The sequence below is a fragment of the Nocardia asteroides genome (genome assembly GCA_019930625.1).
Lineage (GTDB): Bacteria > Actinomycetota > Actinomycetes > Mycobacteriales > Mycobacteriaceae > Nocardia > Nocardia sputi.
The window spans coordinates 677,251-701,307 of sequence record CP082844.1; the positions used below are offsets into that span (position 1 = coordinate 677,251).

The 24,057-nt window shown below is 67.9% G+C and carries 29 protein-coding genes and 1 pseudogene; 16 read left to right on the forward strand and 14 right to left on the reverse strand.

Going from position 1 to position 24,057, the window contains the following annotated elements; genetic code table 11:
• The first annotated feature begins 53 nt into the window (after nt 1–53).
• Genes K8O92_03160 through K8O92_03180 form a run of 5 tightly spaced genes read left to right on the forward strand, consistent with a single transcriptional unit; the run spans nt 54 to nt 3,444 of the window.
• Complete coding sequence (locus tag K8O92_03160) at nt 54–374, forward strand: hypothetical protein (protein ID UAK33015.1); 321 nt, start codon at nt 54–56, stop codon at nt 372–374.
• 4 nt (nt 375–378) lie between these two features.
• On the forward strand, nt 379–1,479 hold the full coding sequence (locus tag K8O92_03165; protein UAK33016.1) for a C40 family peptidase: 1,101 nt from the start codon (nt 379–381) through the stop codon (nt 1,477–1,479).
• On the forward strand, nt 1,476–1,817 hold the full coding sequence (locus K8O92_03170; GenBank protein ID UAK33017.1) for a hypothetical protein: 342 nt from the start codon (nt 1,476–1,478) through the stop codon (nt 1,815–1,817). The genes K8O92_03165 and K8O92_03170 overlap by 4 nt, the downstream gene beginning before the upstream one ends.
• Nucleotides 1,814–2,161 (forward strand): YbaB/EbfC family nucleoid-associated protein, encoded by a 348-nt coding sequence (locus tag K8O92_03175; GenBank protein UAK33018.1) that lies wholly within the window; start codon nt 1,814–1,816, stop codon nt 2,159–2,161. Before K8O92_03170 ends, K8O92_03175 begins: the two co-directional genes overlap by 4 nt.
• Before the next feature lie 26 nt (nt 2,162–2,187).
• Complete coding sequence (locus K8O92_03180) at nt 2,188–3,444, forward strand: primosomal protein (GenBank protein UAK33019.1); 1,257 nt, start codon at nt 2,188–2,190, stop codon at nt 3,442–3,444.
• Here the strand turns inward: K8O92_03180 and K8O92_03185 are convergent, their stop codons facing one another.
• The 4 genes from K8O92_03185 to K8O92_03200 all read right to left on the reverse strand — a co-directional run bounded on the left by K8O92_03185 (nt 3,445) and on the right by K8O92_03200 (nt 7,151).
• Complete coding sequence (locus tag K8O92_03185) at nt 3,445–4,101, reverse strand: hypothetical protein (protein UAK33020.1); 657 nt, start codon at nt 4,099–4,101, stop codon at nt 3,445–3,447.
• Between the two features lie 23 nt (nt 4,102–4,124).
• Nucleotides 4,125–5,222: an adenosine deaminase gene (locus K8O92_03190; GenBank protein ID UAK33021.1), complete on the reverse strand. Its 1,098-nt coding sequence runs from the start codon at nt 5,220–5,222 to the stop codon at nt 4,125–4,127.
• A gap of 156 nt (nt 5,223–5,378) precedes the next feature.
• Nucleotides 5,379–6,668: a thymidine phosphorylase gene (locus K8O92_03195; GenBank protein UAK33022.1), complete on the reverse strand. Its 1,290-nt coding sequence runs from the start codon at nt 6,666–6,668 to the stop codon at nt 5,379–5,381.
• An 87-nt stretch (nt 6,669–6,755) separates the two neighbouring features.
• Nucleotides 6,756–7,151 carry a cytidine deaminase gene (locus K8O92_03200; GenBank protein UAK33023.1) on the reverse strand — a complete coding sequence of 132 codons (396 nt, stop codon included), beginning with the start codon at nt 7,149–7,151 and terminating at the stop codon, nt 6,756–6,758.
• Nucleotides 7,152–7,338: 187 nt separating this feature from the next.
• Between K8O92_03200 and K8O92_03205 the strand changes: the two genes are divergently transcribed.
• From K8O92_03205 to K8O92_03225, 5 genes are all read left to right on the forward strand, one after another.
• Complete coding sequence (locus tag K8O92_03205; protein ID UAK33024.1) at nt 7,339–7,515, forward strand: hypothetical protein; 177 nt, start codon at nt 7,339–7,341, stop codon at nt 7,513–7,515.
• Nucleotides 7,516–8,116: 601 nt separating this feature from the next.
• Complete coding sequence (gene sdhC, locus K8O92_03210; GenBank protein UAK33025.1) at nt 8,117–8,515, forward strand: succinate dehydrogenase, cytochrome b556 subunit; 399 nt, start codon at nt 8,117–8,119, stop codon at nt 8,513–8,515.
• Between the two features lie 2 nt (nt 8,516–8,517).
• Nucleotides 8,518–8,949, forward strand: coding sequence for a succinate dehydrogenase hydrophobic membrane anchor subunit (locus tag K8O92_03215; GenBank protein UAK33026.1), 432 nt, complete (start codon nt 8,518–8,520; stop codon nt 8,947–8,949).
• 16 nt (nt 8,950–8,965) lie between these two features.
• Nucleotides 8,966–10,765: a succinate dehydrogenase flavoprotein subunit gene (gene sdhA / locus K8O92_03220; GenBank protein UAK33027.1), complete on the forward strand. Its 1,800-nt coding sequence runs from the start codon at nt 8,966–8,968 to the stop codon at nt 10,763–10,765.
• Nucleotides 10,765–11,538 carry a succinate dehydrogenase iron-sulfur subunit gene (locus K8O92_03225; protein UAK33028.1) on the forward strand — a complete coding sequence of 258 codons (774 nt, stop codon included), beginning with the start codon at nt 10,765–10,767 and terminating at the stop codon, nt 11,536–11,538. Before sdhA ends, K8O92_03225 begins: the two co-directional genes overlap by 1 nt.
• 130 nt (nt 11,539–11,668) lie before the next feature.
• Here K8O92_03225 and radC read toward each other — a convergent pair whose 3' ends face one another.
• Nucleotides 11,669–12,346, reverse strand: a complete 678-nt coding sequence (gene radC / locus K8O92_03230) for a DNA repair protein RadC (GenBank protein UAK33029.1) — start codon at nt 12,344–12,346, stop codon at nt 11,669–11,671.
• Between the two features lie 172 nt (nt 12,347–12,518).
• Between radC and K8O92_03235 the strand changes: the two genes are divergently transcribed.
• Nucleotides 12,519–12,818 carry a hypothetical protein gene (locus tag K8O92_03235; GenBank protein ID UAK33030.1) on the forward strand — a complete coding sequence of 100 codons (300 nt, stop codon included), beginning with the start codon at nt 12,519–12,521 and terminating at the stop codon, nt 12,816–12,818.
• A gap of 33 nt (nt 12,819–12,851) precedes the next feature.
• On the opposite strand, the gene K8O92_03240 is transcribed toward K8O92_03235, so the two are convergent.
• Nucleotides 12,852–13,049, reverse strand: a complete 198-nt coding sequence (locus K8O92_03240; GenBank protein ID UAK33031.1) for a type II toxin-antitoxin system VapB family antitoxin — start codon at nt 13,047–13,049, stop codon at nt 12,852–12,854.
• Between the two features lie 108 nt (nt 13,050–13,157).
• Between K8O92_03240 and K8O92_03245 the strand changes: the two genes are divergently transcribed.
• A complete protein-coding gene (locus K8O92_03245; protein ID UAK33032.1) occupies nt 13,158–13,691 on the forward strand; it encodes a DUF4396 domain-containing protein in 534 nt (177 codons plus the stop codon).
• A gap of 128 nt (nt 13,692–13,819) precedes the next feature.
• Nucleotides 13,820–14,719: a phenylalanine 4-monooxygenase gene (locus K8O92_03250; protein ID UAK33033.1), complete on the forward strand. Its 900-nt coding sequence runs from the start codon at nt 13,820–13,822 to the stop codon at nt 14,717–14,719.
• 16 nt (nt 14,720–14,735) lie between these two features.
• Here K8O92_03250 and K8O92_03255 read toward each other — a convergent pair whose 3' ends face one another.
• Together K8O92_03255 and K8O92_03260 are read right to left on the reverse strand one after the other, a co-directional pair.
• Nucleotides 14,736–15,347, reverse strand: coding sequence for a TetR family transcriptional regulator (locus K8O92_03255; protein ID UAK33034.1), 612 nt, complete (start codon nt 15,345–15,347; stop codon nt 14,736–14,738).
• Nucleotides 15,337–16,848 carry an MFS transporter gene (locus K8O92_03260; GenBank protein UAK33035.1) on the reverse strand — a complete coding sequence of 504 codons (1,512 nt, stop codon included), beginning with the start codon at nt 16,846–16,848 and terminating at the stop codon, nt 15,337–15,339. Before K8O92_03260 ends, K8O92_03255 begins: the two co-directional genes overlap by 11 nt.
• A 129-nt stretch (nt 16,849–16,977) precedes the next feature.
• Between K8O92_03260 and K8O92_03265 the strand changes: the two genes are divergently transcribed.
• Nucleotides 16,978–18,285, forward strand: a complete 1,308-nt coding sequence (locus tag K8O92_03265; GenBank protein UAK33036.1) for a D-alanyl-D-alanine carboxypeptidase — start codon at nt 16,978–16,980, stop codon at nt 18,283–18,285.
• A gap of 42 nt (nt 18,286–18,327) precedes the next feature.
• Here K8O92_03265 and yhjD read toward each other — a convergent pair whose 3' ends face one another.
• From yhjD to K8O92_03280, 3 genes are all read right to left on the reverse strand, one after another.
• Nucleotides 18,328–19,359, reverse strand: a complete 1,032-nt coding sequence (yhjD, locus tag K8O92_03270) for an inner membrane protein YhjD (GenBank protein UAK35409.1) — start codon at nt 19,357–19,359, stop codon at nt 18,328–18,330.
• Nucleotides 19,360–19,427: 68 nt separating this feature from the next.
• Nucleotides 19,428–20,459, reverse strand: a complete 1,032-nt coding sequence (gene trpS / locus K8O92_03275; GenBank protein UAK33037.1) for a tryptophan--tRNA ligase — start codon at nt 20,457–20,459, stop codon at nt 19,428–19,430.
• A gap of 21 nt (nt 20,460–20,480) precedes the next feature.
• Nucleotides 20,481–21,413, reverse strand: coding sequence for a DUF2236 domain-containing protein (locus K8O92_03280; GenBank protein UAK33038.1), 933 nt, complete (start codon nt 21,411–21,413; stop codon nt 20,481–20,483).
• 236 nt (nt 21,414–21,649) lie between these two features.
• Between K8O92_03280 and K8O92_03285 the strand changes: the two genes are divergently transcribed.
• On the forward strand, nt 21,650–22,285 hold the full coding sequence (locus K8O92_03285; GenBank protein ID UAK33039.1) for a TetR/AcrR family transcriptional regulator: 636 nt from the start codon (nt 21,650–21,652) through the stop codon (nt 22,283–22,285).
• Nucleotides 22,286–22,294: 9 nt separating this feature from the next.
• On the opposite strand, the gene K8O92_03290 is transcribed toward K8O92_03285, so the two are convergent.
• From K8O92_03290 to K8O92_03300, 3 genes and pseudogenes are all read right to left on the reverse strand, one after another.
• Nucleotides 22,295–22,789 carry a barstar family protein gene (locus K8O92_03290; protein UAK33040.1) on the reverse strand — a complete coding sequence of 165 codons (495 nt, stop codon included), beginning with the start codon at nt 22,787–22,789 and terminating at the stop codon, nt 22,295–22,297.
• The gene (locus tag K8O92_03295; GenBank protein UAK33041.1) at nt 22,789–23,271 is read right to left on the reverse strand and encodes a ribonuclease; all 483 of its coding nucleotides are present in this window, start codon (nt 23,269–23,271) and stop codon (nt 22,789–22,791) included. Before K8O92_03295 ends, K8O92_03290 begins: the two co-directional genes overlap by 1 nt.
• Nucleotides 23,268–23,396 (reverse strand): annotated as a pseudogene (locus K8O92_03300) (exodeoxyribonuclease III). The gene K8O92_03295 and the pseudogene K8O92_03300 overlap by 4 nt, the downstream one beginning before the upstream one ends.
• Before the next feature lie 58 nt (nt 23,397–23,454).
• Between K8O92_03300 and K8O92_03305 the strand changes: the two are divergent.
• Complete coding sequence (locus tag K8O92_03305) at nt 23,455–23,937, forward strand: recombinase family protein (GenBank protein ID UAK33042.1); 483 nt, start codon at nt 23,455–23,457, stop codon at nt 23,935–23,937.
• Nucleotides 23,938–24,057 lie beyond the last annotated feature (120 nt).

The window sequence follows — 24,057 nt, forward strand, 5'->3', positions numbered from 1 at the left end:
GAACCAAGTGGATGACGTACTCTGCCTGGGAACAACAGATGGGGGAAGCTCTGATGCGAAAGATGTCGGCGGACACCGAGGGCATCGCGGCCTACGGCGCGACCACTCACGTCATGGCCGGTGATATGGCGGCGGCGGGAGTGAGCGCTGCGGCGGCGGAACCCGCGCTGCTCGGCCCGATCATGGGGCTCATCGGCGGTGACTTCATGGCGGCCTATGCCGCGGCGCACGCCGGGCACGTCGCCGCGATCGGCCAGCTGTCGGCGGTGCTCACCAGTATGGGCGGCGCGGCCACCGGAGCGGCGGCCGTCCTCACCGAGACCGACGCCACCCACGCGAGCGCGCTGCGGAACGCGGCCGCCGAAGTGGAGTGAGCCGGTGATCGACATCAACGCGCTGGCCAAACCGATCTTCGACCTGCTCGCCAGCTTCGGCAGCGGCGTGCTGCCCTCGGGCGGCCCCACGGACGCGCTGCGCAGCACCTCGGCCGTGGTCGACCAGATTCACCAGATGGGCCGCGACAGCATCAACGGTATGAACACCGCCTGGGACGGCCGTGCCGCCGACGCGGCCACCGCCAAGGCGCTGCGCGTGCAGACCTCGGCGGCCACCATCTCCGATCGCGGCAACGAGATGGCGACGGTCGTGAACCAGGCCGCGGGCGAGGTCGAGACGGGTCAGAAAGAGCTCACCGACATCGCGCAGTCCTTCGTGAACACCGCCGCGAGCATAGGTCCGGCCCTGGCGACCCCGCAGGGGCTGACGGTGCTCGTCGGCACGGCGATCGACCATCTCGGCCAAGCGCTCAACGTCGTCGGCCGGGTGCAGAACGAATTGCAGACGCACACCGCGTCGATGAACGAGCTGACCCCGCCGCCCACGACCCCGTCCCTGTCCGGCGTGCCCGTACAGCAGGTGGTGTCCACCGCCTCCGGCGCACTCAACGGCGCGGGGCAGCTGCTGAGCACCGCGATGGCCACGCCGACGCTATCCCAAGCCATGCGTGGTCCCAGCACCACGCCGGGCACCTCGGGCACGCCCAAGCCCGACACCGGTTCCTCGGGAGCGCCCGACGACGGCAAGGGCGTGAAGATCACGCTGCCCGACGGCAGCGTCGTGGAGGCGCCCAACGAACAGGCCGCCACGGCGGTCCGGTCGGCGATCGGCGCTGTCGGCACGCCCTATGTCTGGGGCGGCAACAGCCCGGGCGCGGGATTGGACTGCAGCGGGCTCACCAAGTACGCCTACGGCGAGGCGGGCGTCGACCTGCCCCGGCTCGCGGCCGAGCAGGGCAACGGGGCCACACCGATCTCGGCCGGTGACCTGATGCCCGGCGACCTGGCGATCTGGGACGGCCACGTGGCCATGGTGATCGGCAACGGGCAGTTGGTCGAGGCGGGTGACCCGGTCCAGATCAGCTCGATTCGAACGGAGAACTCAGGCATGGACTTCTACGGTTTCTACAGGCCGACGGCATGACCCAACCCCAGGTCCCCAATGTCACGGTGGCTGCCAGCAGCAACCGGTCGGGCACCATCTCGGTGCGCGCTACCGATCAGGGCATGCCGGTGGAGATCAAGTTCGAGCGCAGCGAATACCGTTACGGCGCACAGTCGCTGGCGAACGAGATCCTGCGGCTCACCCAGCGCTCCGCCATCGCGGCGCGGGCGCGGCGGCGCGAATTGCTCGCCGAGGCGGGCATGCCCTCGGACATTCTCGACCGGCTCGGCCTGCCCACCCGCCAGCAGGCGGTGGACGAGCTCGACCGGATCGATGACGCGGACACGGGACCGACGACCTGGATGAGGCCGGTATGAGCGCGGAAATGGACGCCCTGGTCGCGTCGGCTACCCAGAAACTGGAGGCGCTGGAAGCCGCGCTGTACGGGCTGAAGCAGGTGCGCGGACGGTTCACCTCCGAGGACGGCGCGGTGAGCGTCGAGGTGAACAGCGATGGCGCGATGGTCGGCCTGACCCTCGCGGAATCGGTCACTTCGCTGCCGCCCACCGAGGTCGGACAGTTGATCGTCTGGGCCTGCAGGCAGGCCGCCGAGGACGCCGGCGCGCAGCGATCCAAGGTGGTTGCGACACTGAACGAGTCGTTCGTCCCGGCCGGGCAGCCGCCCGCGGGCACGAATGGGGGCGGGCCGGATAGTGCCTGACGCGGAAGGTCGATAGGCTTCCGCACATGGCTTCTGGAGACATCGTCCCGATCGAGCTCGGCCTGACCGACGGCGATCTCGTCACCCTGTGGGCACCGCGCTGGCGAGACGGTGACGACGAGTGGGAGGCGTTCCTCGGTCACGAGGATGCCCTCTACGGTTTCGAATCCGTGGCGGAGCTGGCCGCGTTCATCCGCACCAGCTCCGACAACGACCTCATCGACCATCCGGCGTGGAAGGTTGTCGCGGGTCTGTCCGCGGTCGAACTGGAACCGGAGGAGAACTTCACCTTCGATCTGGTCGCCGTGCCGGAGCTGGCCGCCGGTGACCCCGACGTGGACACCGTCGCCGAGTTGGAAGACACCCTCGGCATGGTGCGCAACATCGGTGAGGTGTGCGAGCTCGAGACGGTGACCAAGTTCTTCGGTTCGCATCCGGTACTCGGCGCGCTGCCCGGCGGGGTGAGCGCGTTCGTCGGCCGCGACGGAGAGGAGTTGTGGGACCAGATCGGCGCGGCCATCGCCAAGGACTGGGACGACGTGCTGGACGCCATCGACTCCGTCGTGCAGACGCCCGAGGTCGACGCCGAAGCGGTCGCGGTCGCCGAGGCCGAGCTGCTGGCCGCCGAGGAGAACGTGGTCGACGCCGACGACGCGGCCGACAGCGACGAGGAGGAATTCGAGCCCGTCGACCTCGACGAGGAAGAAGACGACGAGGAAGACGAGGACGAGGACGAATCGTTCTGGCACGAGGTCGGCATCGACCCGGTCAAGATCGTCACGTCCGAAGGCAGCGTCTTCACGCTGCGCTGTTACCTCGACGACGAGCCGATCTTCCTCGGCACCAAGGGCGCGATCACGGTCTTCCCCTCCGAGCGTGCGCTGGCCCGCTACCTCGCCGACGATCACGAGCACGACCTGGCCCGCGTGAGCACCTTCGCCGACGTGCAGACCGCGGCGGTGGACGGCTCGCTGGAGGTGGAGGTCACCGACGAGAACGTCTACGTGCTGCCCGGCTTGGCCGAGGATTTGGCGGAAGGCCCGGAGGCGGTCGACATCGAACAGCTGGACCTGGCGGTCGAGCTGTTCACCGACGCCGCCGACTACGCCGACGACGACACGGTGGAGCAGGCGCTGGCGCAATCCACCCCGCTGGGCTGGTATGTCTCCTACCTGCTGAATCCCGACCCCACCCGGTTGGCGCCCAACCCGCCGTTCACCGCCGAAGCCCAGGCCTGGCGCGAACTGGAACGCCACCTGGAGTCCCGGCTCGACAAGCAGTAACTAGCTCAGCCGGATCCACACCTGCTCGGCCTGCCCGAGCAGGCGTTCGTCGGCGCCGTAGACAGCGGTCGAGGCCCAGCATTTGCGGCCTTGCTCGCCGTGGAACTCGCCGACGACGACGCAGCGCTCGCCGACCTGCGGCACGTCGTGCACGGTGGCGGTCATCGAGCCGAGCAGTGCGGGACGTTCGAGCATGCCGGGGAGCGACCAGCCGCCGGGGCAGTCCATCGCGGCCCACAGCAGCGGCGGGCCCAGCGGCACGGTGTCGTCGGGCACCCACGGCGAGGCTACTCGAGCCTCGTCCACTCGTCCGGGTTCGATGCGCAGCCCGTCGGCCCGCCGGCTGCCGCAGACGAAGCAAGAGGCGAACATCTCGATGCTCGTATAGCCGCGCGCTGCCTCGGCCGCGTCATCGAACCGGACATGACGCGGTGCGTCCCGCATGAGCTCGCCGCTGTTCGACTCGGCGATCAGCGTGTCGCCCTCGTACAGCCGTTGGCCGCGCACGTCGAGCGGCGTCTCCAGCGGCGGCGGGCTGCGCAGGATCACGGTCACAGTCTGCTCGCCGCGCTGCTCGGCGAGCAGACCGGCCACGTAGCCACCGTTGCCGGAGTCGGGTGGTCCGTTGAACCGGCGGGGGATACGCAAGGTCGCCATGTCGGTCACGGTAGCCCGGTCGCCTATCCGATGAGCACCGCGTATCCGGGCTTGATGATGTCGTCGATGATCCGCAGCCGCTCGGGGAACGGGATGAACGCCGACTTCATGGCGTTGATGGTGAACCGTTCCAGGTCGCTCCAGCCATAGCCGAACGTCTCGACCAATTTGAGCATCTCCTGGCTCATGCTGGTGTCGCTCATCAGCCGGTTGTCGGTGTTGACCGTGACGCGGAAGCGCAGGCGGGCCAGCAGGTCGAACGGGTGCTTGTCCAGCGAGGGCACGGCGCCGGTCTGCACGTTCGACGACGGGCACAGCTCCAGCGGAATGCGCATGTCCCGGACGTAGTTGGCGACCACGCCCAGCTCTGCGTCCTCGATCGCGCCGGGCACGCTGATGTCGTCGGTGATCCGCACACCGTGGCCGAGGCGGTCGCATCCGCAGAACGCGAGCGCTTCGTGAATGGACGGCAGGCCGAAGGCCTCGCCCGCGTGGATGGTGAAGTGCGCGCTGTTGGCCCGCATGTACTCGAACGCGTCCAGGTGCCTGCTGGGCGGGAAACCGGCCTCCGCACCCGCGATGTCGAAGCCGCCGACCCCGCGATCGCGAAAGCGCACCGCCAGTTCCGCGATCTCCCGCGAGCGCGCCGCATGCCGCATCGCGGTCAGCAGACAGGTCACCACGATGGTGTGGCCCTGCTCCGCGGCGGCGGCCTCGCCCTCGCGGAATCCGGCCAGCGTGTGTTCGACCACTTCGTCCAGCGTCAGTCCGCGCTCCAGATGCTGTTCGGGAGCGAAGCGCACCTCCGCGTACACGACGCCGTCGGCGGCGAGGTCCTCGGCGCATTCGCGAGCGACCCGGTGCAAGCCCTCCGGAGTCTGCATTACGGCGACGGTGTGCGCGAAGGTCTCCAGATAGCGTTCCAGCGACCCGCTGTCCGCCGCGTCACGGAACCAGGCCGCCAGCGACGCCTCATCCGTGGCGGGTAGGTCGTCGTAGCCGCTGTGCGCGGCGAGTTCGAGCACCGTCGCGGGCCGCAGGCCACCGTCGAGGTGATCGTGCAGCAGCGCTTTCGGCGCTTGGCGGATCGAGGCGAGAGTCAGAGGCATCGGTCCAGTCATGTATCGACGGTAGCCGCAGCGCGCCGAAACGGCAGCCGACTGCGACCGTGGCAACCATCTCGTTGCCCGCCGGATGCGGGCCGGTCCACAACGGGACACCCATCGACCACACAGGCGGCGACTGCGCCCGCCGGAATTTCGCGGCTCGCCAACAGATCAGGACACGATTCGGTCGAGGATCAGCGGAGCGGGAGCGGACGCGGCACCGGTTTCGATGGTGACAGCGCCGGACAGGGCCGACGTAGCGCCGGTGAAGGCGTCGGGGGTGTCGGTGTGCATGGTCAACAGCGGTTGCCCCGTGGTCACGGTGTCGCCCGGCTTGGCGTGCATCTCGATGCCCGCGCCGGACTGCACCGGATCGCCTTGTCGTGCCCGGCCCGCGCCGAGGCGCCAGGCGGCGATGCCGACGCTCAGCGCGTCGAGCCGGGTCAGCACACCGTCGGCCTCGGCGCGCACGGTCTCGGTGTGCTTCGCGGTGGGCAGCGGCGCGTCCGGGTCGCCACCCTGGGCGCGGACCATCGCGCGCCAGTGGTCCATCGCCCGTCCGTCGGCCAGCGCGTCGGCGGGGTCGGCATCGAGCCCGGCCAGCGCGACCATCTCGCGCGCCAAGGCGATGGTCAGCTCGACGACGTCCTCGGGACCGCCGCCCGCGAGCACCTCCACCGATTCCGCGACTTCCAGGGCATTGCCCGCCGTGCGGCCGAGGGGGGTGTCCATGGCGGTGAGCAGCGCGACCGTCCGGACGCCCGCGTCGGTGCCGAGTTCGACCATGGCTGTCGCCAGGTCGCGCGCCCCGTCGAGGGTCTTCAGGAAGGCGCCGGAGCCGACCTTGACGTCGAGCAGCAGCGCGGCGGTGCCCTCCGCGATCTTCTTGCTCATGATCGAGCTCGCGATCAGCGGGATCGATTCGACCGTGCCGGTGACGTCGCGCAAGGCGTAGAGACGCCGGTCCGCGGGTGCGAGATCGGCGCCCGCCGCGCAGATCACCGCGCCGACGGCCGGGTCGGCGAGGATGTCGCGCATCCGCGGCACCGGCACGTCCGCCTGCCAGCCGGGAATGGATTCCAGCTTGTCCAGGGTTCCGCCGGTATGGCCGAGCCCGCGCCCGGACAATTGCGGCACCGCGGCGCCGCACGCGGCGACCAGCGGCGCCAGCGGCAGCGTGATCTTGTCACCCACTCCGCCGGTCGAGTGCTTGTCCACGGTGGGGCGCGGCAGGCCGGTCAGGTCCATGCGCCGCCCGGAGGCGATCATCGCGGCCGTCCACCGCGCCGTCTCGCGCCGCGTCATCCCGCGCCAGACGATCGCCATGGCCAGCGCGGACATCTGCTCGTCGGCCACCACGCCGCGGGTGAACGCGTCGACCACCCAGTCGATCTGCGCGTCGGACAGTTCTCCCCCGTCGCGCTTGGTCGTGATGATCGAAACCGCGTCCAGTGCCGTCACGGTCGCCAGTCTGGCACGGGCCGCCGCCGCACCCCGGTTCTCACTGGTGGCATGCGGCCACCGTCGAGGCCGGGAGGCGCAAGCGGCTCACATCTGCCCGGCGTCGAGGTCGTCCGGACCGAACGCATCCGGCAGCAGCGCACGCAACGGCACCGCGCCGCCCTTGTGATCGACCAGGAGCTCGGCCCCGCCGTGCTCGTAGAGCAATTGCCTGCAGCGGCCACAGGGCATCAGGATCTCGCCACGGGAATCCGTCACCGAGACGGCCACCAGACGTCCCCCTCCGCTGGAAATCAAGTGACCGATGAGCACACATTCGGCACAGAGGCCCAATCCGTAGGAGACGTTCTCGACGTTGCAGCCGACTACGACCCGGTCACCGGTGAGCCCCGCGGCGCCGACCGGGAACCGGGAGTAGGGCGCGTAAGCGCGGCCCATCGCCTCGTACGCGCTGGCACGGAGCTTGTTCCAGTCGATGTCCATGGGCGATGCCACCTCTCCGGTCGGTTCAGCGGTTCGACGGGCCGGTCGAACTTCTCGATCGGATCGTCTCAGCCGGCGTGCGTGCGGCAAGGATCGGAGTGGCCGGCCAGGACGGCACCGCCGACCGTTACGTCCGCTCTCGGCGTGTACCGAGATTTTTGCCGACATCGGCTGGTAAACCTGGTGCATGTCGGATCAGACCCGGTTCGCGCGCCTGGCACTGGACCAGGTGGCCGCCGAGCTGGACTCCACAGCCTTTCGCAACGGCTATCTCACCGCCGACCGGATGCGGTTCCTCGCGATCAAGGTCCGCGACGCGGGCGAGGCGTACGAGAAGGCCGTGCGCTCGGCCGCGTCGGGATAGATCGCCTGTCGAATGGGGCCTCGGCTCGGAGCGCGTTTCGCCGGGACGCGGGTCGAGCCTGTGCGCATCGAACTGCCGGAGGCCGCGGCGCACGGAGAGCACTTCCGCCTCGCGATTGCGAGCGGCCATCCGCCGTGATTGTCTATTACCGACGAGTAGTTTCAGCCAGGTCGACTGAGACATTCTCCACATTGCAACCGCTCACAATTCGGCCATGGCCACTGAGAGCGGCAGCGCCGAGGCCAAACCGCCAGTGCGAAGCACAGACATCCGAAATAATTCGAAATGTGCTGTCACGCAGTGGATTACAGTCGAAATCCGCCGCGGGAAACCCTTCTCGAATCGACCCGTCGACGGCCGCGCGAGGGCCACGACGGAACCCCGCACCCATCAAGAAAGGTAAGCCTAACCCGATCGGGTGTCGCGCAACGCACGGTACGCCGAATTAGTTCCGCGATTGCTGGGGGATTAGAGTCCAGAACAGATCGGTTCAGGTTCCCCGCGACGGGCCGGAGTACAGCCACCTGGGCATTCGCCCCCAACGCCGCCGGCGTCGGACCTGCAACCGGGTCCATCAACGACGTTGGAGGCACCGCACTCTATGACCACGATTGAAGCTCCGGCCCAGCCGAAGCGGAAGACGCTGTACCGAGGCGACCCCGGAATGTGGTCGTGGGCGCTGCACCGGATCACCGGTGTCACCATCTTCTTCTTCCTCTTCGTCCACGTGCTGGACACCGCTTTGGTGCGCGTGAGCCCGGATACCTACAACGAGGCGATCGAGACCTACAAGACGCCCATCGTGGCGTTGATGGAGATGGGCCTGGTCGTCGTCGTCCTGTTCCACGCGCTCAACGGCGTCCGCGTGATCCTCGTGGACTTCTGGTCCAAGGGCCCGAAGTACCAGCGCCTGATGCTCTGGATCATCCTCGCGATCTGGTTCCTGCTGTCCGTTCCGGCGGTCGGGCGCCAGTTCTTCTACTTGTTCACGGAGCACTGAAGATGAGCGCACCTGTTCTCGGTAAGTCCTACGACCGTCCGGCCAGCCTGGATCTGCCCCGCTCGCCGCGCGCGCACTCGAGCAACAACTTCGAGAAGTACGCCTGGCTGTTCATGCGCTTCTCCGGCCTGCTGCTGATCGTGCTGGTGCTCGGCCACATGACGATCATGCTGCTGCTCGACGGCGGCGTGAAGCGACTGAACTTCGCCTTCGTCGCCGGTCGCTGGTCCAGCCCGTTCTGGCAGTTCTGGGACCTGAGCATGTTGTGGCTGGCCCAGCTGCACGGCGGCAACGGTCTGCGCACCGTCATCGACGACTACTCCCGCAAGGACTCGACCCGGTTCTGGCTCAAGACCCTGCTGGCCATCTCGATGATCCTGATCATGGGCGTGGGCACCTACGTCATCTTCACCTTCGACCCCAACATCAGTTAGGAACAGGCCCCCTCGCATGAGTGAGCGCAGCGAACGAACCATCGGGACCGGGGAAGCTCGTCCTGTCCAGGAGCACCGCTACGACGTCGTCATCGTCGGCGCGGGTGGCGCGGGCATGCGCGCCGCGATCGAGGCCGGCCCGCGGGTTCGGACGGCGGTGCTGACCAAGCTGTACCCGACCCGCAGCCACACCGGCGCGGCCCAGGGCGGCATGTGCGCCGCGCTGGCCAACGTCGAAGAGGACAACTGGGAATGGCACACCTTCGACACCGTCAAGGGTGGTGACTACCTCGTCGACCAGGACGCCGCGGAGATCATGGCCAAAGAGGCCATCGACGCGGTGCTCGACCTCGAGAAGATGGGCCTGCCGTTCAACCGGACGCCCGAAGGCAAGATCGACCAGCGTCGCTTCGGCGGACACACCCGCGATCACGGCAAGGCTCCCGTCCGCCGCGCGTGCTACGCCGCCGACCGCACCGGCCACATGATCCTGCAGACGCTGTACCAGAACTGCGTCAAGCACGACGTGGAGTTCTTCAACGAGTTCTACGTGCTGGACCTGGTGCTCACCGAGACCGATCGCGGTCCGGTCGCCACCGGCGTGGTCGCCTACGAGCTGGCCACCGGCGAGATCCACGTCTTCCACGCCAAGTCGATCGTGTTCGCCACCGGCGGCTCGGGCCGGATGTACAAGACCACCTCGAACGCGCACACCTTGACCGGTGACGGCATGGCGATCGTGTTCCGCAAGGGCCTGCCGCTGGAGGACATGGAGTTCCACCAGTTCCACCCGACAGGTCTGGCCGGCCTGGGCATCCTGATCTCCGAGGCCGTCCGCGGCGAGGGCGGCATCCTGCGCAACGCCGACGGCGAGCGGTTCATGGAGCGATACGCCCCCACCATCAAGGACCTCGCGCCGCGCGACATCGTCGCCCGCTCGATGGTGCTGGAGGTGTTGGAGGGCCGCGGCGCGGGACCGAACAAGGACTACGTCTACATCGACGTCACCCACCTCGGCGAGGACGTGCTCGAGGAGAAGCTGCCCGACATCACCGAGTTCTCCCGTACCTACCTGGGTGTGGACCCGGTGAAGGAACTGGTGCCGGTGTTCCCGACCTGTCACTACGTGATGGGCGGCATCCCGACCCGCATCCGCGGCGAGGTGCTGCGCAACAACAGCGACATCGTCCCCGGCCTCTACGCCGCGGGCGAGTGCGCGTGTGTCTCGGTGCACGGCGCCAACCGTCTGGGCACCAACTCGCTGCTGGACATCAACGTGTTCGGCCGCCGCGCGGGCATCGCGGCCGCGGAGTACGCGCAGCGCAGCGAGTTCGTCGAAATGCCGGAGAACCCGGCGCAGATGGTGCAGGACTGGCTGACCCAGCTGCTGAGCGAGCACGGCGACGAGCGGGTGGCCGACATCCGCACCGAGCTGCAGCGGTCGATGGACAACAACGCCTCGGTGTTCCGCACCGAGGACACGCTCAAGCAGGCGCTCACCGACATCCACGCGCTCAAGGAGCGCTACGCGCGCATCACCGTGCAGGACAAGGGCAAGCGCTACAACAGCGACCTGCTCGAGGCCGTCGAGCTCGGCTTCCTGCTCGAGCTGGCCGAGGTCACCGTGGTGGGTGCGCTCAACCGCAAGGAATCGCGCGGCGGCCACGCTCGCGAGGACTACCCGGACCGCGACGACGTGAACTTCATGCGGCACACGATGGCCTACAAGGAGGGCTCGGATCTCCTTTCGGACATCCGCCTGGACTTCAAGCCGGTGGTGCAGACCCGTTACGAGCCGATGGAGCGTAAGTACTGATGACTGCTGTTGCCGAAGCACCCTCTTCGCAGAAGCCCGCTCCGGTCCCCGAGGGCTCGGTGATGATCACCGTCAAGGTGGCCCGGTTCAACCCGGAGGACGACAAGGGCGCGCACTGGGAGTCCTTCCAGGTGCCGGTCCTGTCGACCGACCGCTTCCTGAACGTGCTGATCTACATCAAGTCCTACCTGGACGGCACGCTCACCTTCCGCCGTTCCTGCGCGCACGGCGTCTGCGGTTCCGACGCCATGCGGATCAACGGCGTCAACCGGCTGGCCTGCAAGGTGCTGATGAAGGACATGCTGCCCAAGGGCGGCAAGTCGATCACCGTCACCGTCGAGCCGATCCGCGGCCTGCCCGTGGAGAAGGACCTCGTGGTGAACATGGAGCCGTTCTTCGACGCGTTCCGCGCGGTGAAGCCGTACCTGATCACCACGGGTAACGAGCCCACCCGCGAGCGCATCCAGAGCCAGGCCGACCGCGCCCGGTTCGACGACACCACCAAGTGCATCCTGTGCGCCTGCTGCACCACCTCCTGCCCCGTGTACTGGAGCGACGGCAGCTACTTCGGCCCGGCCGCGATCGTGAACGCCCACCGCTTCATCTTCGACAGCCGCGACGAAGCCGCCCGCGAGCGCCTCGACATCCTCAACGACGTCGAAGGCGTCTGGCGCTGCCGCACCACCTTCAACTGCACCGACGCCTGCCCCCGCGGCATCGAGGTCACCAAGGCCATCCAAGAAGTCAAGCGAGCCCTGCTCTTCACTCGCTGACCTCCCGGCACAGCCGAAAACCGAAGGCCGCCTTCATCACCCGATGAAGGCGGCCTTCGCCGTCCAGCTCAGCGAGTGGTGGACCCCCGTTTCGGTGCCATCAAGTGAATGTTGCGTTCAAGGGCCGCATTCAAGGGCTCGGAAACCCCGGGGCGCTGGCCCACTTCTCCCCTGCGATCACCACGTGGTCGAGGAAGCGAAGGCCTACGGTGTGGGCGGCCTCGGTGAGGAGGGTGGTGGTGCGGCGGTCGTCGGGGCTGGGGGTGGGGTCGCCGGAGGGGTGGTTGTGCACGATGGCGAAGGCTCGGCCGTCGTGGCGCAGGACGGTGTTCAGGATTTCGCGGACCGGGACGGCGACCTGGTCGATCGCGCCTTCGGCGACGAAGACCTTTTGGCGCAGGCGGTTCTGCGCATCGCAGACCAGGACGAGCAGGCGCTCGACGCGCGCGCCCGCGAACTGGGGACGGGCGGCGGCGGCCACGTCGGCGGAACTGGTCAGCCGAATCGACGTGTCCGGCCTGCCGCGCGCTCGAGCGCCGAGGTGGAACGCAGCGATGATCGCGGCGGCCTTGGCCACGCCGATGCCGGCCCGGCGCGACAGCTCCTCCGGACGCGCCGACGCCAGCCCGGCGAGCCCGCCGTGCTCGACCAGCAACTCCACCGCCAGGTCCAACGCGCTCGCACCGCGTCTGCCCTGCCGCAGCAGCAGCGCGAGCAACTCCGCGTCGCTCAGCGCATGCGGGCCCAGCGCCAGCAACCGTTCACGCGGCCGCTGCGCTACCGGCACGTCGACTAGAGAGACCGCCATGACTCCCACCCCTCGCCTCACGCCAACAGTGTCCGGGATTCTGCCAGCGGCCACCGACACTTCGTATGCCCGCCCGTCCGCAGCGCCACCACCCCGCTGCCCAGCGCGCCATATGCTGGCAGATGTGCGGTTCGGTCACCGAGTCGGTCGCGAACTGGGGAGTTGATGGGCGATGTGGTACCTGAAGGCGCAATGGCACCACGACTTCGACGACGAGCCGGTCGAGTTGTTCAGTGAGATCGGTGACGACGGCTTCGAGGTGCGCAAGGTCGAGGTGTTCCGCGACGGCCACAGCGACTGGGCCGACGCGGATCGCGCCACCGGCACGACCGAACTCGGGCAGATCCCCGTTCCGACGTTGGACGAGATCAATGCCGAGACCGAGTTCACCGCACTTCAGATCGACGCTCACGAGTTCGAGACCGTCTGGCTGCGGGCTCACGACGAGCAGCGGCCCGCGTCTTCCAACTAGCCGACCGTTCCGAAGGGCGTCGAGCGGAGCCGCCTAGCGGTCCGCCCCGGCGACGTCGTGTAGTCCGACGAATACTTTGGCGGCGAGCCTTTCCAGATTGTGCAGCTGGCGCTCGTGCACAACGATCCGGCGCAGGGCCTCGTTGATGGTGGCATCGCTGGTCGACGTGCCCATGATGGCGGCGGCCGCGGCGAGCAAGTTCTGGTCGAGATCGATCCGCACGGATTTCATGCGCCCTCCTTCATACTTTCGCCATCTTGCGCCATAGCGCCCGCTCATGTCCGGCAAATCACGAACTCCAGGCTTGCATCTATACCCTACGGGGGTATAGTTCCAGGCATGGAGCACAGGCACGACACTTCCAGCGAGCACGTCTCGCATCACGCGGATGCGACGCACGACATCAGCCGTCACACCGTCCACCGCGCCCCGGCTACCTGGCGGATGGCGGCGATGGCGACGCTGCACTGCCTCACCGGCTGCGCCATCGGCGAGGTCATGGGCATGGTGATCGGCACCGCGCTGGGCTGGAACAACACCTCGACGATGGCGCTGGCCATCGTGCTGGCATTCCTGTTCGGTTACGCGTTCACCATGCGTGGCGTGCTGCGCGCGGGCCTGCCGCTGGCCGCCGCGGTCGGCACCGCGTTCGCCGCCGACACCGTGTCGATCACGGTCATGGAGATCGTGGACAACGCCGTGATCCTCGCCGTACCCGGCGCGATGGACGCCCACCTCGACAGTGCTCTGTTCTGGGCCACCCTGGCCTTCGCCTTCGCGGTGGCGTTCGTGGTGACCACACCGGTGAACAAGTGGATGATCGGACGCGGCAAAGGCCATGCCGTGGTGCATTCGTTACACGGCGGCCACTGATCAGCAGGCCACCCGTCCTGCGGCTTCCACTGCTGTGATGCCACGGAGAAAGCTCGTTCAGCTAGGCAGATTGCTCAGCTGGGCGAGCTTTTGTTGTCGGCGGGGTCCGGCGGTGCTTGCATCGAGATATGTTCACCGAGGCCCAGCTGTACTCACCGGTGACCCGCACCGGCGATGGTGACGTGACCGTGCACCTGAGCGAGGAGCATCCCGGCGTGCACGATGCGGTCTACCGGGCCCGGCGCAATGCCATCGCCGCGTTGGCGCTCGACTACGCACCGGGAAAGCCGCTCCCACACATCGCCTACACCGACGAGGAGCAGCAGGTGTGGCGGATCGTGTCGGCCGAACTCGGCCGCAAGCACCGCACCTATGCCAGCGCGGAGGTGCTGGCGGCCGCCGAGGCGCTGTGCCTGCCCACCGATCACATTCCCCAATTGGACGAGGTGTCCGCGGCGCTGCAACCGCTGACCGGGTTCCGCTATGCCCCGGCCGCGGGCCTGGTGCCGCTGCGGGAGTTCTTCGGTTCCTTCGCCGATCGGATCTTCCACTCCACCCAATACATCCGGCATCATTCGGCGCCGTTGTACACGCCGGAGCCGGACGCCATCCACGAGATCATCGGGCACGCCAACCAGATCGCCAGTCCACGCTTCGCGGCGATCTACGCGACGGTCGGCGCGGCGGTCGCGCGGCTGAGCACCCACCGCGCGCTGAAGTTCCTCGCCGACGTGTTCTGGTTCTCGATGGAGTTCGGCGTCGTCCGCGAACACGGCGAGGTCCGCTGCTATGGCGCGGGGCTGCTGTCCTCCTACGGGGAGATCGAGGAGTTCCGGCATGCGCAGCTGCGCCCGCTCGACATCGCCCAGATGGGGACCGCGACCTACGACATCACGCACTACCAGCCGATTCTCTACTGCGCGGACTCGATCGCCGAGATCGAAGACGTGATCGGCGGCTTCTTCGCGACCATGGACGACGACACACCCGATCGGTTACGGCAGACCAGCGCCGCCGGGGCGTCGTAGATCCGCCGACGGAGACTCAGGACTTGTGATCCAGCCGCAGTGGCAGGCCCGCCTCCAGTAAGTCCAGTGCGCGAGTGATGTTCTCCACGTTCATCGGCGTCATCGTCGAGATGGCCAAGGCAGCGCCCGCCACCGCACCCGCCGCCACCCGGATCTCGAAGTCGTCGGCGGAGCGGCCCACATGATCTGCCAACAGGTTCGCGAGCAGATCGATGCTGCGCACGATCTCCAATCCGATCGCCGATCGCAGCTCCGGTACGTGATACAGCAGCGCTTGGCGCTCCTGCTCGAAGGCGAGTTCGGCGGCGGGGAGGCTCGAGAAGACTTCGACGACCGCGCCACGGAAGGCCGTCAGCGGGGACACGTCGCGCGGCTGCCGTCGTAGCGCCTCGAGCATCATCGGATCGAGATCGTCGGCGAGAACGAGCTGTTCCTTCGTCGGGAAATAGCGGAAGAAGGTGCTGGGCGAGACCTCGGCGGCCGCCGCGATCTGCTCGATCGTGGTCTCGTTGTAGCCCTGTTCTCGGAACAGCCGGAAGGCTTCGACACGAATGCTGCGGCGGGTCCGTTCCTTCTTCCGCTCGCGCAGACCCTGCGCCGTCCCCTTCGCGGGTAGCTCAACCGACATGCATCGATTCTGCCCCACCAGGCTCCGGCACCCGGCCGGGTCGCGTGCGGACGAACACGACTGTGAGCACTGCTGCCAGCAAGCACGGCGCGGCGCAGGCCCACAGCATCGCGCTCATGCCGCCCAGGAACGCCTCTTGCACCTGGTGCAGCATCGCTGGATCATCCAACTGCTGTGCCGTGGCGACGCCCGCGTTGACGCCGTCGGCGATCGGCTCACGATTCAACGCGCCGAGTTCCGACCGGTAGCGGGTGGACAGCACGGTGCCCAGCACCGCGACGCCGATAGTGCCCGCCGCCTGGCGCAACGCCTGCAGCAGCGCGGAGCCGGAGCCGGAACGCTCCGCGCTCAGGTCGTCCATCGCCACGCCCATGGCCGCGGGCATCACCAAGCCCATTCCGGCGCCGAGCAGCGTCAGCCACAGCGCCGCGAAACCGTACCCGCTGTCCACCTTGGTCAGCGCACCCAGCATCAGTGAGCCCGCCAGCAGGGCGAACCCGGTGGTGATCACCACGCGGATGCCCAGCTTCACCAGCGCCTTGTCCACCAGCCTGCTGCCCACCACGATCCCGCCGATCAGCGGAAGCAGTCGCAGCCCGCTACCGAGCGCGTCCACGCCCAGCACCGCCTGGAAGTACTGCGGAACGGTGAAGAACATGCCGAACATGGCGAAGTTCACCACGATGGAAAAGGCCACCCCCGAACGGAACCCGGGTGCGGCGAACAACCCGAGATCGATCAGCGGGTGCGCCGTTCTGCGCTGCCAGGCCAGGAAAACGCCGATCAGCAGCACACCGGCCGCGATGATCGCCCAGGCCGGGCCGTCACCCCAGCCCTTCTCGCCGACCCGGATGAAGCCGTAGGTGAGCCCGAGCATGCCCGCGACCGACAGCACGACACCGGGCAGATCCATGCGAAAACGGTGCGGGCTCTGCGATTCCGGCACCAGCGCGGCGACGGCCAGCGCGCCGATCACCACCATCGGCACGTTGATCAGGAACACCGACCCCCACCAGAAGTTGCGCAGCAACCATCCACCGACGACGGGTCCCAGCGGAAGACCGATCGCGGTCGAGGTGATCCAGATGGTGAGCGCACGCTGCCGTTCCACCTGGTCGGGGAACATGTCGGGCAAGACCGACATCGACAGCGGGATCATCGCCGCCGCGCCCACCCCGAGCGCGACCCGGGCCGCGATGAGCTGGCCGGGCGAGCCGGCCAGGGCGCAGGCGACGGAGGCGACCCCGAACAGCATCAGCGCGGCGAGCAGGAACTTCTTGCGGCCATAGCGATCACCGAGAGCACCCGCGGGCAACATCACGGCCGCGAGCGCCAGCGTGTATGCGCTGCTGAACCACTGCAGCGCAGCCGTATTCGCGTTCAGGTCGACGGCGAGGGTGGGCAAGGCCACGGTCAGGACGGTGACGTCGAGCCCGATGGTCAGCATCGCGACCGCGAGCGCGCCGAGCGCGAGCCAGCGGCGGGTCGGGCCGGTTCTCATGATCTCCTCCAAATGGTAGCTACCCCTTTTTGATAGTAACTATCATTTGAGTGTTGGTGTCAATACCTTCCGGCTCGGAAGGTGCACATATGCGGTCGTCGCGTGGATCCCTCGCTAGGCTCACTCCCGATGAAGATCACGGACTTCCGGCGCCGCGCCTTGGTGTGCGCGGGCGGCCTGCTCGCCGTCGCCGCGATCGCAGCGACGGCCGTGCCGTCCCTGGCGGCGCCCAGCACCACCACGCCGTTCACGACCCCGAACACCGACGGCTGCCCGCAGAAGACATCGCCGCCCCCACCGATCGACGCCTCCGAGGTGCCCGCGCCCGGACAGCCGACTCCCACGCCGCTGCCGATTCCCTCCCCTCCGATCGGCGGGCCCCGCCTCGGTGAATGCGGCGTCGTGCTCCCCAAAGCCGTGCCGCCCGCGCCGCAGGACATTTCGGCGACGGCCTGGCTGGTGGCGGATCTGGACACCGGGGAGGTGCTGGCGGCGAAAGACCCGCACGGCCGCTACCGGCCCGCCAGCACGATCAAAGTGCTGCTGGCCACGCTGGCGCTGCGCACCCTGAATCTCGACAAGGTCGTCATCGGCACGCAGGCCGACGCCGATGTCGACGGCACCCGGGTGGGCATCGGCCCCGGCGGCCGTTATACGAACCGGCAGCTCATGCAGGCGCTGATCATGGCCTCGGGCAACGACGCGGCGCATGCCATCGCCGCGCAACTAGGCGGCGACGCGGCGACCGTCGCGAAGATGAACGAACTGGCGAAATCGTTGCGCGCCATGGACACTCGCGCCGCGACCCCCTCCGGTCTGGACGGCCCCGGGATGAGCACCTCGGCCTATGACTTGGCTGTGCTGTTCCGTGAAGCCATGACGATCCCGCTGTTCGCCGAGCTGATCCACACGCAGCAGGCCGATTTCCCGGGCTACCCCGCCGACCCGGACATCCCCGGCGACACCGATCGCCCCGGATATCCCATCGGCAACGACAACCAGCTGCTCTACAACTACGACGGCGCCCTCGGCGGCAAGACCGGCTTCACCGACGACGCGCGCCAGACGTTCGTGGCCGCCGCCCAGCGCGACGGCCGCAGGCTCGCCGTCACCCTGCTGCAGGCCGAGGTACGCCCGATCCGGCCATGGGAACAGGCCGTCCGGCTGCTCGACTACGGATTCGCGTTGCCCCGCAGCGCCTCGATCGGCAACCTGCCCGGTGCGGTGGTACCCCAGCGCAAGCAGAGCTCGGTCGTCCTGGCCGCGCCTCCGGCGCCGGGAACCGACCTGGCGGCCCCCTCGCCGGGGAGCGACCCGTCCGCCATGCCCATTGCCGAGGATCGCCGCAGCGGTGCCAGAACCGTGCTGATCGTCGGCGGTCTCGTCCTGGTCATCGCTCTACTGCTGGGAGCACGGCAGGCCAACCGCCGACGCTGATCCCGGCGGGGCACGAGGCGCCTGGCACCGCCGACCGGCTGATCATCGACGCCCGGGCAACCGTCGCAATCCCGAAAGAGCGAGCGCGGCAAGCGCACCCGCGCCGAAGAACGCGGCGCCGACACCCATCGATATATCGCGTGCGCCGACCCTCGGCGCGATCACGGCGGGCGCGGGTGCGGGAATCTCCGCTTCCGGCTCGTTCTCCGCGGTGGTGGCGGCCCAGGCGGTGGCGAACAGGACGATGCGGTAGGTGACGTAACTGAACACCATCAGGCCGATGATCGAGCCGAAGGTGGCGCCGGCCGGGCTGTTCAGCACCAACCGCAGGTAGAACGACGCGACGATCTTGAACACTTCGAACACCAGCGCGGCCAGGGCGGCGGCCTTGACCGCGCTGGCCAGTGTCACCGGTTCCCGGGGCAGCCTGGCGATGACCCATGCGAACACCGCCCAGGAGGCGAGGAAGCCGAGCGAGGTCGACAACAGCCACAGCAGCACGCCCGCCCCGGGCGCGTCACCGAGGCCGACGCCTTCGAGCAGCCGCGTACCGAGGGTGCTCGACGCCAACGCCGACAACCCCAGCGACACCGCGAAGGCGAGACCGAGACCGACCAGCGCTCCCAGATCGGAGACCTTGGTCATCAGCCAATTGCCGTCCGGAGACTTCTGCTCCCACTGCTCGGTGAGCGCGGCCCGCAGATTGGCCATCCAGCCCAGTCCGCTGTAGACGCCGGTGAGCAGACCCAGGACGCCGACGGTGCCCCGCGATCGGACCGCCTGATCCACCAGCTCGTTCAACTGGGTGCCGAACGAGCCGGGAATGTTCTCGATGATCTTGGCCTGCAATTCCGCGAGCAGCTCCGGATTGTTGGTCAGGACCACGCCCGCGACCGCGAAAGCGATCATCAGCAGCGGAAACAGCGACAGCACAGTGAAATACGTGATGCCCGCCGCATAATGGTCGCCTCGTTGCCGCTGGTAGCGCCCCACCGTACGGACCAAGTGTTCCAGCCACGGCTGCGCCTGGATCCGGCCTTCGATCCCGGCCTTGATGTTGTCGATCACCCGCACCATTCGCCCCTTCGAACGAGAGACCTCACACGACGCCTGTTGGGCCGCGCGAAGGCGAGGTAGCCGTTTCAGCGACGCAGCAAACCGATCCGGTCGTAGACCTGTGCGAGGGTGTTGCCTGCGATCTCTCGCGCGCGCTCGGCTCCAGCCGCGAGGACACGGTCGAGTTCGCCTTGATCCGACATGTACTCTTGCACCTTCGCGCGCAACGGCGTGACGAATTCGACCAGCGCGTCGGCCACGTCGGCTTTGAGTTCGCCGTAACCCTTACCCTCGAAGTCCTTCTCCAAGGTGACGATCGGCGTGCCGGTCAGCGAACTCAGGATCACCAACAGATTGCTGACACCGGGCTTGTGTTCCGGGTCGTAACGGATCTCGCGTTCGGTGTCGGTGACCGCGGATTTCACCTTCTTCGCGGTGACCTTCGGATCGTCGAGCAGATTGATCAGGCCCGCGTCGGTGGACGCCGACTTGCTCATCTTGGCGGTCGGATCCTGCAGGTCATAGATCTTCGCGGTGCCCTTGACGATGTGCGCTTCCGGCACGACGAACGTCTTCTTGAACCGAGTATTGAAGCGCTGAGCCAGGTTTCGGGTCAGCTCCAGATGCTGGCGCTGATCCTCGCCGACGGGCACCTGATGAGCGCGATAGAGCAGGATGTCCGCGGCCATCAGCACCGGGTAGGTGAACAGGCCGACGGTCGCGTTCTCCGCGCCCTGCTTCACCGACTTGTCCTTGAACTGCGTCATCCGGCTGGCTTCGCCGAAGCCGGTGATGCAGCTGAGCACCCAGGCCAGCTCTGCGTGCTCGGGCACCTGGCTCTGCACGAACAGGGTGGATCTCTTCGGGTCGATGCCCAGCGCGAGCAGCTGAGCGGCGGCGCCTCTGGTGCGCGCCTTCAGCTCCTTGGGGTCCTGCGGCACCGTGATCGCGTGCATGTCCGGGATGAAATACAGCGCGTCGTAATCGTCCTGCATGGTCACCCAGTACTGCAGCGCACCAAGATAGTTCCCGAGATGAAACGAGGAGCTGGTCGGCTGGATCCCGGACAGGACCCGCTGTTTGCGTTCGGCGGCCGGGGTGGGCGCAGGACTGGACATACTCCGATCTTCGCATGCTCATCAAGCCGAATTCCGCTGCACCCAGTTGCGCGGATCCACGCCCGGCATGCTCGGCCGTCCCCCGCTGACCAGTTCGTGTTCGCGCTTGGACAGCAGCTTGTAGACCGGCGCGCTGGGTCCGGCGAGGGTGCCGCGCAGCACCGCGGGCACCAGCGGAAACGACACGTGCGCGGTGCGGACCGCACGCCCCAGCGCCTGATAGGCGACTTCGTCCGGCATGCCCCAGCGCATCCCGTACATCCGGCGGATGCGCGGCGGCAAGCTGCCCTGCACCAGGAGATAGAACGCGGAGGTGACCTGCTGCAAAGGCACGCCCCGCGAGTACGGGACGCGCTGCCCGGCCAGATAGGAGCCGACCAGCCGCGCCTCGTCGGTGAGAAAGGGCTCGTCGGAGGCGAGGTAGCCGTCGAAGAACGCGCGGAACTCACGATAGCTGCCCGGCGCCGCGTCCGCGGGCATGCCGAACAGCTCGCCCCAGCGCACGTAGTCCTGGTAGAGCCCCTCGCGCTCGCCATCGGTCATCGTGCGCACCAGCAGGTCGTACATCACCTCGGCCGAGTCGAAGGTGAACGCCATCGTCATGAACATCAGGTGCGGGTCGAGCGCGGCGTACCCGCTACCCGCCGGATGGCGGGCTCCGGCGTCCTCCGGCAGCGCGCCACGTACCTTGACGTGCCTTTTCCTGGTGAACGACAGTGCGCGGTCGGCTTCGGCCTTGCTGCCGAGGAACACGGCCTCGAACAGGTGCCCCGTCAGCGCGAGCCGGGTGTACGGCGTCGTCCGATGCTCGGTGTTCTCCGCGGTGCCGACGTAGAGCAGCGGGTGCACCGCGCCGATCACCAGCGCGCGCAAGCCATAGGTCAGACCCACCGCACGCTTGCTCATCACCCGTCGAACCATCGAGTGGTCACTGAAATAGCCGGGCTCGGACATCGCCGCCTCCTCATCGAGAGCATCTGGCAATAGCATCCACCAGAATCGACTTTTCTGGCAATACCCTCTGCCAGAATGTTGCGGTGTCGGCACACTCGGTCGGGCTTCGCTCGGGAAGACGACCACCGCGGCGGAAGGCCCGTAGAGGCGTGCAGGCAGGTACGACGGATGCCGTAACGAGGCGGAATGGCCGCCGACCGAGGCGCTGCGGTCGGGCGACCTGTAAGAATCGAAGTGTGACGGCGCAACGAACATACGGAGGCATCTCCGCTGCGGAGCGCCGGGCACAGCGGCGCGCGGCGTTGCTGGAGGCGGCGCTGGAAATCATCGGCACGGAGGGGTTGTCGAAACTGACCGTGTCGGGACTGTGCGCGCGGGCCGGCCTCAACGAGCGCTACTACTACGAGAACTTCGACAGCCGCGACGCCGTGCTCACCGCCCTGATCGACGGGATCGCCGAGGAACTCGCCGCGGCCATCCTCACGGCCGTGCGCACCGCCGCGCCGGACACCCGCGCGACCGCACACGCCGCGATCACCGCTGGCGTGCACCTGCTCACCGACGACCCGCGCAAGGCCCGAGCCGCCCTGATCGCGGGCATGGCGACGCCGGAACTGCGCGCCCGCACCACCGAGACGGTGCGAGCGTTCGCGCGGATGGTGGCCGCCGAAGGCACCGACTTCTACCGGATGCCCGACTCGGCTCCGGCCCCGGCGATCGACTTCCGCGCCCTGTATCTGGTCGGAGGGCTGGTGCAGACGCTGACCGCCTGGCTCCAAGGCGACCTCGACCTCACGCGCGACGAACTGATCGAGCACACGGTTGACGTGTTCGTCCTGCTCGGCGAGGACTTGGCGGCCAAACTGCGCTGACCGCCCTGGTCACATGCGCAGGGAAACGTCTTCGAGGTCGGGGGCGTCGCCCTGCAGGACCACCCGGAAGAGCACGTCCCGTCGCGACCAGTAGGCCGCGCAGTCGCGCATGGCCTCGGCGAACCAGTCGCGCTCGATCGGCTCGTCGGCGAGCAGTCCGGCCGACTCGCGTACCACGGCGACGTATCCAGCCCCTTCACCGAGGAAATCGTCCAGGTCACGCAGGCATTCGTCGAACGCGTCCTTGTTCTCGCCGAAGTAGTAGGGGAACTGGAACGCGGCCGCGAACTCGTCGAACAGGCGGGCGGTGGTGGGCATCTTGGCGCCGCGGACCTCGCGCACCAGGTAGCCCGATGGCGCCTTGTCTCGCACCCCGCTGAACTCGGCGGCATCGACCGCGAGGGTGCCGAAGGTGACGCGCGGCGGGGCCAGCTCGGCGCCCGGCGGCGCGTCCTCGGCGTCGGGCCGGGCAAGGAACTGCGACAACGTGACCGTCTTTGTCATCAGCGCATCCTCGTGAAGGTCTTGTAATGGTCGCCGGTGTACCAGGCCGAGCCGTCGCTGCCGGTAACGATGCGTTCGGCGTCGCGGGACCGACCGGGCTGTTTGGGATTGACGTCCCATTCCTGATAGGTGATCGGCTTACCCGAGCCGTCGGTGGCGGGCAGATCGCCGCCGCGATTCATCCACCGCTCACCGCCTTTGGTGCCCGGGGCGTTCGCCGAGCCGGGCCACCGGCCCGCGTCGATCTCCCGCAGTGTGGCGTACGCCCGCTCCGGGACGCCGACGGCCTGGGTGACCGGCGACGCGGTCTCCCCAGCGCGCGGTGCGGCGGTCGGCGTGACGGTGCTCGCCGCGACGGTGGTCGACCGACTCGTCCGAGTGGCCGAGCCACCGCTGTCGTACAGCGCGAACACCACGCCGATCAGTACCGCCGCGACCGCACCCGGTACGCCCAGGCCGCGCTTGATCGACCACCCGTTCATCGGTACTGCACCGTGACGGGCGCGTGGTCGGACCACCGCTGGTCATAGGCAGCGGCGCGTTCGACCACCGCCTCCTTGGCCCGGGTGGATAGATCGCCCCGCGCCAGTTGATAGTCGACGCGCCATCGGATCGACTCGGTTCTACGAACCCTAGAACCACCCTGGAACAGGGAAGGAACCGGAATGCAGACCCCGTTACGCGCCTTGCTGGCGGCGCGGCTATCCGTCATGACTGACGAATCTACGTCACCTGTCCGGCAGCTAGAGCACGGACGCAGCGCCGTGCAAGCTCGGGGGTGGACTGAAGCCGGGGTAGCAACCGACCTCGATGTGTCCGCTACCAAGTACTCACCGTTCGATCGGCCGGAGCTAGGCAACTGGCTGAAGAACCGGCACCACGAATTCGACGTGATTGTGGTGCGGAGACTCGACCGGTTGGTGCGGTCGTCTAAGACGCGTTCTTGGTCGGGCTACGTACCGGTGCCCCCAGATCGGACTCTGGGGGTTCCGGCGTCTCAATTTCCCTCCGGGCTCACTCGTCCGGTGTGTACTCGGCGTACTGCCCCGACTTGGGCAAGGTGGCTGCGGCCAGCTCCCGTGCAGCTTGAACCAGTGCGGCTATGGCCCGGTGCTCCGGACCGAGGTACCGGCCCGCTTCCTCTGTGATCTGTTGGAGCTGGTCGCGCAGCCGCACCGAGGTTTCCTTGTCGAGTGCGCCGGGGGGTTCCGTGCTGGACATGCCGCTCCTCTGGTCAGAACCGGTTGGGGCACTTGGAGGGCGGTACC